This window comes from Arthrobacter sp. HY1533 (genome assembly GCF_027568515.1).
Lineage (GTDB): Bacteria > Actinomycetota > Actinomycetes > Actinomycetales > Micrococcaceae > Specibacter.
The window spans coordinates 14,596-28,862 of the sequence record NZ_JANKZF010000017.1 but is presented as its reverse complement, the minus strand read 5'-3'; the positions used below and the strand labels follow the sequence as shown (position 1 = coordinate 28,862).

9 protein-coding genes and 1 tRNA gene are annotated in these 14,267 nt (G+C 66.5%); 7 read left to right on the top strand and 3 right to left on the bottom strand.

Annotation, left to right across the window (positions count from 1 at the left end):
- Positions 1-46 precede the first annotated feature (46 nt).
- Entirely contained in the window at positions 47-4,540 is a 4,494-nt protein-coding gene (locus PCK14_RS13305; protein ID WP_269938988.1) for an ExeM/NucH family extracellular endonuclease, read from the top strand.
- Positions 4,541-4,661: 121 nt separating this feature from the next.
- On the opposite strand, the gene PCK14_RS13300 is transcribed toward PCK14_RS13305, so the two are convergent.
- Entirely contained in the window at positions 4,662-6,608 is a 1,947-nt protein-coding gene (locus tag PCK14_RS13300) for an FAD/NAD(P)-binding protein (RefSeq protein WP_269938987.1), read from the bottom strand.
- 173 nt (positions 6,609-6,781) lie between these two features.
- On the opposite strand from PCK14_RS13300, the gene PCK14_RS13295 reads away from it, so the two are divergent.
- From PCK14_RS13295 to PCK14_RS13270, 6 genes are all read left to right on the top strand, one after another.
- Positions 6,782-8,899: a prolyl oligopeptidase family serine peptidase gene (locus PCK14_RS13295; RefSeq protein ID WP_269938986.1), complete on the top strand. Its 2,118-nt coding sequence runs from the start codon at positions 6,782-6,784 to the stop codon at positions 8,897-8,899.
- Positions 8,900-9,014: 115 nt separating this feature from the next.
- A tRNA-Ser gene (locus PCK14_RS13290) sits at positions 9,015-9,105 on the top strand.
- Between the two features lie 118 nt (positions 9,106-9,223).
- Positions 9,224-9,895, top strand: a complete 672-nt coding sequence (locus PCK14_RS13285) for a FadR/GntR family transcriptional regulator (protein ID WP_269938985.1) — start codon at positions 9,224-9,226, stop codon at positions 9,893-9,895.
- Positions 9,896-10,012: 117 nt separating this feature from the next.
- The gene (locus PCK14_RS13280) at positions 10,013-10,384 is read left to right on the top strand and encodes a PadR family transcriptional regulator (RefSeq protein ID WP_269938984.1); all 372 of its coding nucleotides are present in this window, start codon (positions 10,013-10,015) and stop codon (positions 10,382-10,384) included.
- A 13-nt stretch (positions 10,385-10,397) separates the two neighbouring features.
- A complete protein-coding gene (locus tag PCK14_RS13275) occupies positions 10,398-11,111 on the top strand; it encodes a hypothetical protein (protein ID WP_269938983.1) in 714 nt (237 codons plus the stop codon).
- 86 nt (positions 11,112-11,197) lie between these two features.
- Positions 11,198-12,040, top strand: coding sequence for a MerR family transcriptional regulator (locus PCK14_RS13270; RefSeq protein ID WP_269938982.1), 843 nt, complete (start codon positions 11,198-11,200; stop codon positions 12,038-12,040).
- Between the two features lie 141 nt (positions 12,041-12,181).
- Here the strand turns inward: PCK14_RS13270 and PCK14_RS13265 are convergent, their stop codons facing one another.
- Both PCK14_RS13265 and PCK14_RS13260 read right to left on the bottom strand, forming a co-directional pair.
- Positions 12,182-13,168 (bottom strand): ABC transporter substrate-binding protein, encoded by a 987-nt coding sequence (locus PCK14_RS13265; RefSeq protein WP_269938981.1) that lies wholly within the window; start codon positions 13,166-13,168, stop codon positions 12,182-12,184.
- A gap of 66 nt (positions 13,169-13,234) precedes the next feature.
- Positions 13,235-14,257: an ABC transporter permease gene (locus PCK14_RS13260; RefSeq protein ID WP_269938980.1), complete on the bottom strand. Its 1,023-nt coding sequence runs from the start codon at positions 14,255-14,257 to the stop codon at positions 13,235-13,237.
- Positions 14,258-14,267: the final 10 nt, after the last annotated feature.

The window sequence follows — 14,267 nt, the reverse complement described above, 5'->3', positions numbered from 1 at the left end:
ATCACTCACGGCACGACGGTGTGCCACCCTTTCGAGAGTTGGAGACATGACAAGCAACAACTTCATCAAGGCAGGGCTGGGGGCCGCCCTGGCCCTCGGACTCGCTGCGGCCCCCATGGCGATTTCGCCGGCGATGGCCACCGGCGAACCGGATTCACCCGAAACCACGGCCATGGACCTCCCGCTGGCCGCCGCCGCCGCGGGGCACGTCGTCATCAACGAGGCCTACCTCAACGGCGGCAGCGCCGGGGCAGCCTACAAGAACAAGTTTGTGGAGCTCTACAACCCCACGGCTGCTGACATCAGCCTGAACGGCTGGTCGGTCCAGTACCGATCTCCGGGCGGCACCAGCGCCCCCGGCAACGTGGCAGCCCTCACGGGCACCATCAAGGCCGGCGGCTACTTCCTGGTCAACGGCGGCAGCAACGGGGCAAACGGCCTGGACCTGCCCACACCGGACTTCACCGGGGCCACCATCAACCCCGGCGCTGCCGGCGGCACCATCATTCTCTCCAGCCAGGCAACGGCACTGCCGGCATTGCCCGTTGGCTCCCAGATCGGCGCTGCCGGTGTGGTGGACTTGCTGGGCTACGGAACGTCCAACACCTTTGAGGGCGCTGCCGCGACCACCGCCTCCACCACCTTGTCCCTGAACCGCACGGCCTTCGCCGACACGGACAGCAACACGGCAGACTTCAGCAAGCTGGCCCCGTCTCCCACCGGCACCGGTGGCGGCGGCACCACCCCCGAGCCCCCGGCGGACGCCGGGTCCAAGACCATTGCCGAGATCCAGGGTGAAGGCGCCAAGAGCCCCATTGAGGGATCCACGGTCACCACCAAGGGCAAGGTCACAGCGGCCTACCCCACAGGCGGCTTCAACGGCTACTTCATCCAGACCCCCGGCACTGGCGGCGACGTCGACATGGCAACGCACAAGGCCTCCGACGGCGTGTTTGTCTACTCCCCGGGCACCGTGGCCAGCGTCAAGATTGGCGACTACGTTCAGGTGAGCGGCCTCGTCAAGGAATTTGGCGGCGCCACGGACACCACCACCATCACCGAGATTGACGTTGCGGCAGGCGGCATGACCCAGCTGGCCGAGGCAGCACCGGAGGTCAAGGCCGCCGTCGTCGGTGTCCCGGCCACCACAGCAGGGCGCGAAAGCCTTGAAGGCATGCTCGTGGCCCCGCAGGGCGAATTCACCATCACCGACAACTTCACGCTGAACAACTTCGGCGAGCTTGGCCTGGCCGCCGGCAAGAAGATGCTGGTCCAGCCCACCGCCGTGGGCCAGATTGGCTCCGCCGCGTACACGGCCCAGATTGCCGAGAATGCCGCCAACGGCATCCGGCTCGACGACGGCGCCAGCACCAACTTCCTCAACGCCGCAGGACAGTCGACCCCGCTGCCGTGGCTCAGTGCCACGACGCCGATGCGCCTGGGTTCCACCTCGGAATTCATGGCCCCTGTCATCTTCGACAACCGCAACAACGCCTACAAGTTCCAGCCGCTGCAGGCACTCACCCCCGACAATGCCGCCACCGTGCAGCCGATCGCGTTTGGCAACAACCGCGTGGCCGCCCCGGCAGCCGTGGGAGGGGACCTCAAAGTTGCCTCGTTCAACGTGCAGAACTACTTCACGCAGACCGGCGACATGAACGCCTCCTGCCAGTTCTACAACGACCGTGCGGGGAACCCCATCGCCGTGCGCACAGGCTGCGAGCAGCGCGGTGCAGCCAACGCCGAGAACCTCAAGCGCCAGCAGGACAAGATCGTGGCTGGGATCAACACCTCCGGGGCCGATGTCCTCTCGCTGGAGGAAATTGAGAACTCCGCCAAGTTCAACAAGGACCGCGACGCAGCCCTTGCCACCCTGGTTGCAGCCCTCAACGTTGGCGCGCCGGGAACGTGGGACTACGTCCGCTCCCCCGCCGTGCGTCCAGCCGTTGCCATTGAAGACGTGATCCGAACGGCCTTCATCTACAAAAAAGCAGTGGCCAAGCCCGTGGGCGACTCCGTGATCCTGGATGACCCCGCCTTCACCGGCATTGCCCGCCAGCCGCTGGCCCAGGCCTTCACCCTGGCAGGGGACGCGGGGGCCGCCAAGGTGCTCCTGATTGCCAACCACTTCAAGTCCAAGGGCTCGGCGGCAACGCCGGGGGACACCGACCAGGGCCAGGGCAACTCCAACCTGGCCCGCACGGCACAGGCCAAGGCACTGCTCAAGTTCTCCACCGAGCAGCAGGCCGCCCAGGGCACCGACAAGGTGATGCTGATGGGCGACTTCAATGCCTACACCTTTGAAGACCCCATGATCGCCATTGCCGACGCCGGCTACGTGGACCAGGGCGCCAAGACCGGCAAGCACTCCTACGCCTTTGGCGGCATGGTGGGCGCTCTGGACCATGTTGTTGCCACCCCCGCCCTTGACGCACTGGTCACCGGCGCGGACGTCTGGAACATCAACTCGGCCGAATCCATTGCCATGGGCTACAGCCGCTACAACTACAACGTCACGAACTTCTATGACGCCTCACCGTTCTCGGCCTCCGACCACGACCCCGTTGTGGTGGGCCTGAACATCGGCAGCCCCGCGGCAACCAGCAAGAACATCAACCTGCTGAACATCAACGATTTCCACGGCCGCATCGACGCCAACACGGTGAAGTTTGCCGGCACGGTGGAGAAGCTGCGTGCAGCGGCCGGGGATGCCAACACCGCGTTCCTGTCTGCCGGCGACAACATTGGCGCAAGCCTGTTCGCCTCCGCATCCCAGAACGACCAGCCCACCATTGATGTGCTGAACGCCCTGGGCCTGACCGCCTCCGCCGTGGGAAACCACGAGTTCGACAAGGGCTACGCGGACCTGGACGGGCGCGTCACCGACGCGGCCCACTGGGACTACCTCGGCGCCAACGTGTACGCCAAGGGCACCACAACCCCGGTGCTTGACGAGTACAAGATCATCACTGTCAACGGCGTGAAGGTGGCCGTCATTGGCGCCATCACGCAGGAAACCCCCACGCTGGTCACCCCGTCAGGCATCTCCATGCTGGACTTCGGCGATCCCGTTGATGCCGTGAACCGCGTGGCCAAGAAGATCACCGACGGCAAGCTGGCCGACGTCATTGTGGCCGAATACCACGAGGGCGCGGGCGCAGGAACGCCCGACGGCGCCACCTTCGAGCAGGAGCTTGCCGCAGGCGGCGCCTTCGCGGAGATCGTGACGAAGACCAGTGCATCGGTCAACGCCATCTTCACCGGCCACACGCACAAGCAGTACGCCTGGGATGCACCCATCCCCGGAGTTGCCGCCGACGCCGTGCTGAAGACCCGTCCCGTGCTCCAGACAGGAAGCTACGGCGAGTTCATCGGCCAGATCGTCCTGACGGTCGACACCAACAACAAGGTTGTCTCCTACACCCAGGGCAACGTGGCACGCACCAAGGATGCCGACGCCGCACTCGCGGCAGCGTTCCCGCGCGTCGCCGCCGTCAAGGTCATCACCGACAAGGCATTGGCCGACGCAAAGGTGGCCGGCAGCGTGCCGGTGGGCAAGATCTCCGCCGACATCACGACGGCGCAGACCTTCGACCCGGCAACTGGAAAGTACTCCCGTGACGACCGCTCCAGCGAATCCACGCTGGGCAACCTGGTGGGCAACGCCCTCCTGGACGCCCTCAAGGGTGAGCAGACCGGCGGGGCCGAGATCGCCGTCGTCAATCCCGGCGGACTCCGAGCCGACCTGCTGTACAAGAACGACGGCTTCGCCGACGGCGTGGTCAGCTACGCCAATGCCAACGCGGTCCTGCCGTTCGTGAACAACCTGTGGACCACCACGCTCACGGGCGCCCAGGTCAAGACCATGCTGGAGCAGCAGTGGCAGACCAACGCGGACGGCAGCATCCCCAGCCGGCCGTTCCTGAACCTGGGGCTGTCCTCCAACATGTCCTACACCTACGACGCCACGCGGCCGCTGGGCGACCACATCACCTCGGTCACCATCAACGGCGCCCCGCTGGATGCCAACCGCGGCTACCGGGTGGGCACGTTCAGCTTCCTGGCAACGGGCGGCGACAATTTCCGCGTCTTCACCCAGGGCAGCAACACCAAGGATTCGGGCCTCATTGACCGCGATGCCTGGATTGCCTACCTGGGCAAGGAGTCGGCCAAGGCGCCGATTGCACCGAGCTTCGCACGCCGCGGCGTGGAAGTGGAAGGCAAGCCGGCAACGGTCAACGCCAAGGGCGCCGTCAACTTCCAGCTCAACAAGCTGGACCTGACGTCCCTGGGCAGCCCGGCGAACACCACCGTCAAGGTGGTCTTCACCGACAGCAAGGGCAGGAGCAGCGTGGTTGACACGGCCGGAGTCACCAACGGTTCGGCGAAGGTTTCCTTCACGCTCCCGGCCAACGCGCGCGACGGCGGCACCATCACCGTCACTGCGGCCCCGAGCGGCACCACTGTGGAAATGCCCATCACCATCATCAACCCCAACCAGCAGTGCAAGCCCAACCCGGGCAGCAAGGCCTGCGTCTAGGGTCAAAGCAAGAAGGGTCCCGTCAGGCTCGACCACAGGTGGTCGGGCATGGCGGGACCCTTTCTGTTTTTGCCGCAGATTTGCCGCTGGGTTGCTGGGCGGTTCAGCCCAGGCGTGCGGCTCAGCCCAGGATGTCTGCCGCGATGGCGTCCGAGTCCACCACTGTGCGGTAGCCGCTGCGGTACTTGGCCGAGGCCTCGGCGGCGATGGCCGTCCCCCACTGCACCGAGGACAGCTGCAGGCCCAGGACGTACAGGCCCTCCACCGGGGCGCCCGTTCCATCGAGCGGCCGGTAGGGCGGGGCGGTGACGTCCAGCCCGCTGGTCACGACGGGTTCGCCGTCGGAGGCCAGCATGGTGCGCGGTCGCACCAGCCCGTCCTGGAGGAGCTTGCGCAGCAGCGGCGAGGCGCTGATCTGCACATTGTTGGCGGGGGCCAGCGCCTCCACGAGGTGGCGGGCCTCCCACGGGGCGTCTGCCACCCAGGGCGAGCTGGCGGTGAAGACGCCGTGCTGGATGCGGAACACGGGGTCGGGCCCGGCAAAGTGGACCACCCCCGCACGCACGAGCGCCGCGAGTTGTTCGACCCTCACGGCGGGCGGCCCGCTGGCCAGCCCCTCGACAAATCCCTCGAACCAGCCGCGCAGTTCCCCCAGCCACGAGCCCTGGGTGATGCCGCGGTCGGCCACGAGCGACTTCACAATGGCCCGCCCCGCGTTGAGTGCGCCGATGGCCATCTTGACGGGGTCGTCCTCGCCGCGGGCCGAGCCGGCGGCGTCGGCCGCCAGGTAGTCCAGCACGGCCGCGTCCATGGCGGCGTGCGAAGGGAAACGTTGCCCGGCGCCCTGGCGCAGCGGGTGCCGGGACAGCGGCCGGGCCAGCCCCTGCAAATCCAGGACATGTCCGTCCTGCACGAGGCTCCCCAGCAGCTCCTTCAGGCGTGCCGCCCAGCCCGGGTCGCCGCCGTCGAGCCCTTCATGCAGCAACGCATCCAGCTCCGGCAGGAGACTGGGCGAGACGGCCTCGGGGCGCGTGCGGGCCAGCGTTGTGTAGTAGGCCCACAGGGTGTCGCGGTGCAGCAGCGGCCAGATGTCGTGGTCAAAACCGGCGGTGGCGCCCATGGCCCGGATCGCCGCGACGGCATCTTCGCCCAGGAAGCGCAGGGCCACGCTGGCCGGGTAGTAGCTCTCCAGCTCCGCCTTGGCCCGGTACGGCGTCCCCCGGCGCGAGGCCCCGACAATTACAGGTTCGCGGCCCGAGGCCACATAGCGCAGAGCCTCCCCGGCAGGGAGGCCCGTGTCCTCGAAGCGGCCGCCACGCCCCTCGGTCAGCTGTCCCAGGACGTCGAAAAAGTTCAGCCCCATGCCGCGCACCAGCACGGTTTCGCCGGCGGGCAGCCTGTCCCAGTCCACGTCGTTGGGGACGGCCGGGGGCAGGTAGCTGAGGCCGTGCGTGCCGGCGTCTTCGCGCAGTTCGCGCTGTGCCGGGCTGAGCCGGGACTCCACATGCCCCAGGGCCAGGACCACCCGGTCCGCGTGCAGCCTGCCACCGTCCAGCAGCACCACGTCGAAGCCGCCTTCGGTGTGGTTGCGGGCCACCCGCGTTGCCTCGGTGGTGTGGACTGTGAGGCTCACGCCGTCGGGCAGGTTTTCGCCCAGTTGTTGGAAGCACCAGCTGAGGTAGCGGCCGTAAAGCGCGCGGCTGGGAAAGTTTGTGGCTTCCAAGCCGGCCAGCTCCGCGCGGTCTCCCTCGCTGAGCTCTTGCCATGGTGTTTCGCGCTGAAGTGCACGCCATTCGTTGAAGGTGCGGCCCGCCACTGGGGCTGCGTCGACGCCCTGGTCAGGGATCAGCGTGGGGAAAAAGCTCTGGGTGTTCATCAGGTACAGGCGCGACTGCTCCGTGCGCCACACGTGCCCGGCCCCCGGCGGAAAGGGGTCGATCAGGTGGATGTGCAGGTCACCGGCGGCTCCGTTGCCTGCCGCGCGGCGGGCCAGCAGGCGTTCCATGACGGAGGTCCCGCGGGGCCCCGCCCCAACAATTGCCACCGTCTGCACACCCAAGGATTCCACCCCTTGAGCTTAACCGATGGGGAGCGCCCTGCCCCTTGTCCTGTGCCTGCACTGTTCTGCGGGCAACTCACGGCGGCATTGGCGCATAACAGTGTCATGCGCCGATCCCGGCCGGAGTTCAGCGCAGAACGGAACAGGGCCGCGCATGGGCTTGCGGTGCCTAGGATGGTGCCATGACTGACACCATTGCGCCCCCGGCCATTGCCCCGCAGCCGGCCGACGAATTCCTGTGGCTCGAGGACATCCACGGCGACGACGCCATGGACTGGGTCCGCGAGCGCAATGCCCGCACCGACGCCGCGCTGGTGAACCCGGCATACACCGCGCTGGAGTCCCGGGTCCTTCAGGTGCTGGATTCCAGCGACAGGATCGCCATGGTGGCCAAACGCGGCAGCTGGTACTACAACTTTTGGCGCGACGGGGCGAATCCCCGCGGGCTGTGGCGCCGGACCACGTGGGAAAGTTACCTGGGCGACGCCCCCGAGTGGGAGGTGCTGCTGGATGTGGACGCGCTGTGCGCCGAGGAGGGCGCCACATGGCTCTGGGCCGGTGCCCAGTTCCTGCGCCCGGCCCCCGGGGAGGAGTACCGCCTGGCCATGGTGGCCCTCTCCCCCGACGGCGGCGACGCCGTGGCCTACCGCGAGTTCGACGTCGACGCCCGCACCTTTGTGCCCGGCGGCTTTGCCCTGCCCGCGGCCAAGACACGGCTGAGCTGGCGCGATGCCGACACCCTGTACGTGGGAACGGACACCGGCGCCGGCTCCATGACGGCGTCCTCCTACCCGGCGGCTTCCCGTGCGCTGCACCGCGGCGAAACGCTGGAACAGCTGGCCGCCACGGAACCACTCTTCTCGGTTCCGTTGGACCACCTCAGCGCCGGCGTGGTCCACAGCAGCACCCCCGGCTTTGAGCGAGATGTGGCCCACGACGTGCTGGACTTCTTCAAAAGCCGCAGCTACCTGCGCGTGGGTGATGACTGGGTGCACATCGACGTCCCCGACGACATGGCCGTCTCGCTCCACCATGAATGGCTGCTGCTGCGCCCGCGCACCGAGTGGGCGGTGGGCGGGACCGTCCATGCCGCCGGCACCCTGCTGTCCATCGGCCTGGACGCCTTCCTGGCCGGCAGCCGGGACCTCCACACCATTTTTGCCCCGACCCCGGCAGAGTCGCTGCAGTCCTGGAGCTGGACCAGGGACTTCCTGTTGCTGAACCTGCTTTCCGATGTCTCCTCCAAAATCCTGGTGGTGGACCCTGCCGCCAACTGGGCCGCATCCGAGCTGGATGCGTGCCCGCCCCTGCACTCCGTGGATGCCTATGCCGTGGACAGCGAGGACACCGACCCGGCCAACCCCGGCGCCGGCAACGAGTACTGGCTCATCGCCACGGGCTTCCTCACCCCCGCCACGGTTTACCGCGGCACGCTGGGCCCCCGCGGCACCGCTGGCGAGCCGGCGGCGCTGGTCAGGGAGTCGCCGCAGTTCTTCAACGCGGGGAACTACAGCGTGGAGCAGCACTTTGCCACCTCAGCAGACGGCACCCGCGTGCCCTACTTCCAGGTTGGCCCCAAGGACCTGGTGCTCGACGGCGGGAACCCCACGCTGCTGGGCGGCTACGGCGGCTTCGAGGTCTCGCGGACGCCGTCGTACAGCGGCGCGGTGGGGCGCACCTGGCTGGAGCGCGGCGGCGTGTACGTGGTGGCGAACATCCGCGGCGGCGGCGAATACGGGCCCAGCTGGCACACGGCCGCGCTGCAGGAGAAGCGGCACCGTGCGTATGAGGACTTTGCCGCCGTGGCGCGAGACCTGTCGGCGCGCGGGGTGGCGCAGCCCGCGCGGCTGGGTTGTGCTGGCGGCAGCAACGGCGGGCTGCTGGTGGGCAACATGCTCACGCAGTACCCGGAGCTGTTTGGGGCGGTGTCGTGCGGGGTGCCCCTGCTGGACATGCGCCGCTACACAAAGCTGTCGGCCGGGGCGTCGTGGATAGCCGAGTACGGCGACCCGGATGTGCCGGAGCAGTGGGAATTCATCAGCACATTCTCGCCGTACCACCTGCTGCGCCCCGGGGTGAAGTATCCGGCCACGTTTATCTGGACTGCGACATCCGATGACAGGGTGGGGCCTGTCCAAGCCCGGAAGATGGCGGCCCGGATGGAAGCCATGGGCGCTCCCGTGTGGTTCCACGAGGCTCTGGAGGGCGGGCATGCCGGTGCCGGCAACAATGAACAGGCGGCCCGGCTGCACACGGCATCCCATGAATTCCTGTGGCGGGCGCTGACCGGCGGGCTGTGATTCGGCCATCGACGGTGACTCACTCGGGTCCACCCCGGCCGTCGTTTTGCTTTGAGGGCCCTCTACTGGGTAAAGTTTGGGATGCTGGTTGGGGGCTTCTACCTTGACCAGCGCTGGAGACGTGCCAGAGCGGCCGAATGGGCTTCACTGCTAATGAAGTGTGGGGCACAACTCCACCGGGGGTTCAAATCCCCCCGTCTCCGCCAAATGATGCGCCTCTCGATTCGTCGAGGGGCGCATTTTTGTCTGCCCGGCCGGACGAGCAATCCGTCACAGTGGCAAAAATTCAGCCGGAAACAAACATCAGACCATTAGACTTGCTTCATGGCCGTAACAGACGAAGCAATCACCAAGATCAAGGACATGATCCTCTCAGGGGAACTTTCGGCTGGCGAACGCCTGCCACCGGAGAAGGAACTCAGCGAGAAGCTGGGACTGTCCCGCAGCTCCCTGCGCGAGGCCGTCAAGGCGCTGGAAATCATCCGTGTCCTGGATGTGCGCCGCGGCGACGGAACCTACGTGACAAGCCTGGAGCCGAAGCTGCTCACCGAGGCCATGACGTTCATCGTGGACCTACACAAGGACGAGACCATCCTGGACATCTTCGAGGTCCGGCGGATCCTGGAGCCCGCCGCAGCAGCCATAGCCGCCGGCCGCATCACCCCCGAACAGCTCACCGCCCTGCGCGCCACCTTGGACAGTGTTGACGTGGACACCAGCGTCGAGGACCTGGTGGAGCACGACCTCATCTTCCACAGCCTCATCACGGCCGCAGCGGACAACGCCTACCTGGCCAGCGTCCTGGACGCGCTCTCCAGCAGCACCGTCCGGGCCCGCATCTGGCGCGGACTCACACAGGAGAAGGCCGTGGACCGCACGCTGTCCGAACACACGGCCATCATCGAGGCCCTGGAACGCGGCGATGCCGACCTGGCCAAGGCTCTTCTGACCGTCCACATCAGCGGCGTGGAGCACTGGCTGCGCCAGGCCCTGTAGATTTTCCGCCCGGCCCGGGTCCCGGCGGGCTCGACCAGCAATGGTTGAGCTCGCCGGGACCCGGGCCTTTTGCATTTGGAGCTTGTCACGCTATCTAGTTAGACATACTATCTAGCTATGAGTTCCCCAACAGACGAACCATGGCCCGGAGACTGGAACCGCGCCTCCCTGGGCCTGTGCACGCTGGCGGCCCTGCAGGACGGCCCCACGTACGGCTATGCCATCATCACGGCGCTTGAAATGGCCGGGCTGGGGACATTCAAGGGCGGCACGCTCTACCCGCTGCTGGCCCGCTTCGAAGCCGCGGGCTGGGTGGAGGTGGAATGGCGTCCGGGAGAAGGAGGGCCCGGCCGCAAGTACTTTTCGTTGACCCCGGCCGGCCACGCGGAGCTGGACCGCCAGCGCCGCCAGTGGGCGGCCTTTACATCCCGCACCTCAGCATTCCTTGGTGGCCCGGCATTTGCGCCCCGCCAAGTGTCAATACCCTGAACTGGAGCAAGCGATGAAGACCGCAAATCACAAGAAATGGCTCGACGCCCTCACCATGGAGCTCCGCCTGAACAATGTTTCCGGCAAATCCATCGGAGACACTTTGGCCGCGGTCCAGGAATTCCTGGCCGACTCCGGGCAGGCCCCGGAAGATGCTTTTGGCACGCCGCGGGAGTATGCGGCAGCGCTGGCCGCCGAGGGCATGGCTGCCCCGCCGGAGAAGCTTCAAGGGAGCCTGGCCCTGAGCACCACGTCACTGGTGGTGTTTCTCATCTTCACCTCGGCACTGACCCCCTGGATCAACGGCGAGCCCCTCCTGCTGGGCGGGGCCCAAGTGGCTTGCATGCTGGTCCTGGCCGCGATGGCACTGACCTTGCCCCTCTACCTGGCGCACCTGCTCCGGAACACGTGGGCGCTCGTGGCCGTTCCCGTGGTTGGCGGCGCCGCCGGCGTGCTGTCGGCGGTCCTGGCACCCCGGGACGCCGGTGAAGCACTGCTGGCACTGGCCCCCGGCGAACTGTTGCTGGCCAGTGCCGCCCTGCTTGTCGCCTTGTCGGTGATCGGAACCCTGTTCGCCCTCCGCACCCCGGCCGACGCCATCGCCGGCCCCTTGGATGCGGCGCCGCGGCCGCGGTTCCGTTGGTTCGAGCTGCTGACCCAGTGGCTGTTCCCGATCCTCGCCGTCGTCATGCTGGGGCTGACGGCGCTGATCGGCGCCATCGCCTAGCGGCGGCGGGGCAAGCAACGAACATACAGATTCTTGGACAGGCGGTTGACCCTCACACGGTGTGAGGGGGAATGCTCGGAGGCATCATGTTCAGCATCGGAGAATTCGCGTCAATTGGCAGGGTGTCCATTCGGATGCTCAGGCACTACGACGAGATTGGCCTGCTCACACCGGCCCATGTGGATCCCTTCACGGGATACCGCTGGTACCAGGGTGCGCAGTTCGCCGTCCTTGGTGAGATCCTCACGTACAAGGACCTCGGGTTCAGGCTCGATGAGGTGGCCCAGATTGTGCAGGGCAATTGCCGCGGCAGCGCCCTGCTGGCAATGCTCGCCGCCCGGCGCCTGGAGCTCAGCCAGCAGCTCGACCTCGACGCAGCCCGCCTGCGCCGGCTCGACGCGCGCCTCCGTCTTCTAGAAGGGGAACCAGCAATGTCAACGTTCACACCCACACTGAAACCGCTGCCCAAACTCCACCTCGCCCAGGCCAGCGCGGTGGCACCCGGGTTTGGGCCCGAGAACATCGGACCGGTCATCGGGCCGCTGTTCGAGCAGCTCCGCCGCGACCTGTCTGCTGCGGGCATCGCCCTGGGACCCAACCCCGTTGCCACGTACGAGGCACTCGAGCAAGGGGATCTGGAGGGCGCCCGGGCGAACGCGGCGTATCCCATCAATTCCGGCACAGCCTTGCCCGCCGGATCCCAAGCCGGCTTCAGCATCGTTGACCTGCCCGCCGTCGAGCTCGCCGCCACGGCAGTCCACCACGGTTCGCCGTCCGCCATTGGGGAAACGTGGGCGGCCCTCCACGCCTGGATCGACAGCAACGGCTACCAGCTCGCGGGCATCTGCCGTGAGGTGTACATGGTCTCCGTCCCGGAAGCGGAGGAGAATTGGGTCACCGAGCTGCAACAGCCTGTGGTGCCTGGGTAGGGCAGGCGAAGCAACGCGAAGGCAGCGCCGGTCTCGACGGGCTCGACCACCGGCCCGGGCTTAAAACAAAACTGACCCGGTTCTCGAGGGGCTCGACCACCGCTGGTCGAGCCCGTCGAGAACCGGGTCAGTTGCGAAATTCTACTCGTAGAGGTTCGCGGCGATCTTGGGATCGGCAATGTTGGTCTTGTCGTACCAGTAGAAGCCGGTGTCGATGACCTTCTCCACCTTCTCGCCCTTGATGGCGGCAACGGCGGCCTTGACGGTCTCGTAGCCAATGCCCACAGGGTTCTGCGTCACGGCGCCTGCCATGAGGCCGTCCTTGATGGCGTCCATCTGTGCCTTGCCGGAGTCGAAGCCAACGATAGTCAGCTTGCCGGTCTTGCCGGCTTCCTTCACGGCGTTGACGACGCCGATTGCGGCGCCTTCGTTGGTGCCGTACATGCCGGCCAGGTTCGGGTAGGCGGTCATGATGGCCTTGGCGGCGTCGGTGGACTTGGCCTGGTCGCCGTCCGCGTACTGGATGTCAACGATCTTGATGTCCGGTGCGTTGGTCTTCAGGTAGTCAACGAAGCCGTCGCGGCGGTCGGTGCCGGAGGTGGCTGTCTGGGAGTGGCCGATGATGGCAATCTCGCCCTTCTTGCCCAGCAGCTCGGCCATGTGCTTGGCTGCCTCGGCAGCGGCGGCCTTGTTGTCGGTCGAGGCGGTGGCCACGGGGATGTCGCTGTCAACGCCGGAGTCGAAGGCGATGACGGGGATGTTCTTGCTCTTGGCATCTTCCAGCACGCCCTCGGCGGCCTTGGAGTCCAGTGCGGCCAGTGCCAGCGCCTGCGGGTTCTTCGCCATGGCGTTGTTCAGCTGGTCCATCTGCTGCTGGACGTTGGTTTCCTTGTCGGGGCCCTCGAAGGAGATCTCGACGTTGAATTCCTTGGCTGCGTTCTCCGCGCCCTGCTTCACCGACTGCCAGAACTGGTGCTGGAAGCCCTTGGAAACAATGGCGATGTACGGCTTCTTGCCGTCGGCCGCGCCGCCGCCGTTTGCCGGGGCCTCGGCCGCCGTGTCACAGGCTGCAACGCTCAGGGACAGTGCTGCGACTGCGGCCAGGGAGAGAAATTTTCTTCTTTGCATGGGTCTAACTCCTTTGTATAAACGCGGTGAAAATCGGGGCACTGCTGGAAAAGCTGGTGGGGAAATTTAGTTGGCGGCCTTCTTGCGGCGCATCATGTCCAGGTACACGGCCAGCAGGATCACGATGCCCACGGCCACCTGCTGCCATTCCTGCGGGATGGAGAGGATCGAGAGGCCGTTGGTCAGCACGGACATGATCAGCGCGCCGATCACGGTGCCGATGATGGAGCCCTTGCCGCCGGCCAGGGAGGTTCCGCCGATGACGACGGCGGCAATCGCCTGGAGTTCCAGGCCTGCGCCGCCTGCGGGCTGTGCCGAGTTCAGGCGGGCGGTGGCGATGACGCCGGCCAGGCCTGTGAACGTGCCTGCAACCGTGTAGATCAGCACTGTCCACTTGGTCACGTTCACTCCTGAGAGGGCGGTGGCCTGTTCGTTGCTGCCGATCGAGTACGTGTAGCGGCCCAGGATGGTCTTGGAGAGGAGCAGGCCGGCAATGATGGCCGCGGCAAAGAGGATGAACACGGCGTTGGGGATGACCAGGCCGGGGATTGACTTGCCCAGGGCGAAGATCTTCTGGAAGCCCTCAACCTCGTTGGTGTAGATGGGCTTGGTGCCGGAGATGACCAGGGCCAGGCCGGCGGCAACCATCATCATGGCCAGCGTTGCAATGAACGGGGGTATCTTCATGACGGCCACCAGGAAGCCGTTGATGCCGCCCATGAGCGCACCAAACAGTACGCCGCACAGCACGCCCACGATCATCGGCATGCCCAGCTGTGTCATGAACACTGCCGTCATGACCGAGCACAACGTCATGCCCGTGCCGATGGACAGGTCAATGCCGCCGGTGATGATGACAAACGTTGTGCCCAGCGCCAGCAGGCCCGTCACCACTGTGGAGAGCAGGATGTTGGAGAGGTTGGCGGACTGGTAGAAGTTTGAGTTGGCCACGGAGAAGAACAGCACGAGCGCCAGGAGGCTGGCGAAGGCCAGCAGCTGCTGGAAGCTGGCACGGAGCCGGGTGCTGAGTTCCGATTTCTTGTTGCTGGCAACCTGGGCAGCCTGCGCTGCGTCCTTTGTCAGGGTCATCGTCTTTGCC

Excerpts from the sequence above, each read along its gene's own strand:
- PCK14_RS13305 (WP_269938988.1), top strand. The coding sequence starts at position 47 with ATGACAAGCAACAACTTCATCAAGGCAGGGCTGGGGGCCGCCCTGGCC.
- PCK14_RS13295 (WP_269938986.1), top strand. The coding sequence starts at position 6,782 with ATGACTGACACCATTGCGCCCCCGGCCATTGCCCCGCAGCCGGCCGAC.
- PCK14_RS13285 (WP_269938985.1), top strand. The coding sequence starts at position 9,224 with ATGGCCGTAACAGACGAAGCAATCACCAAGATCAAGGACATGATCCTC.
- PCK14_RS13280 (WP_269938984.1), top strand. The coding sequence starts at position 10,013 with ATGAGTTCCCCAACAGACGAACCATGGCCCGGAGACTGGAACCGCGCC.
- PCK14_RS13275 (WP_269938983.1), top strand. The coding sequence starts at position 10,398 with ATGAAGACCGCAAATCACAAGAAATGGCTCGACGCCCTCACCATGGAG.
- PCK14_RS13270 (WP_269938982.1), top strand. The coding sequence starts at position 11,198 with ATGTTCAGCATCGGAGAATTCGCGTCAATTGGCAGGGTGTCCATTCGG.
- PCK14_RS13265 (WP_269938981.1), bottom strand. The coding sequence starts at position 13,168 with ATGCAAAGAAGAAAATTTCTCTCCCTGGCCGCAGTCGCAGCACTGTCC.
- PCK14_RS13260 (WP_269938980.1), bottom strand. The coding sequence starts at position 14,257 with ATGACCCTGACAAAGGACGCAGCGCAGGCTGCCCAGGTTGCCAGCAAC.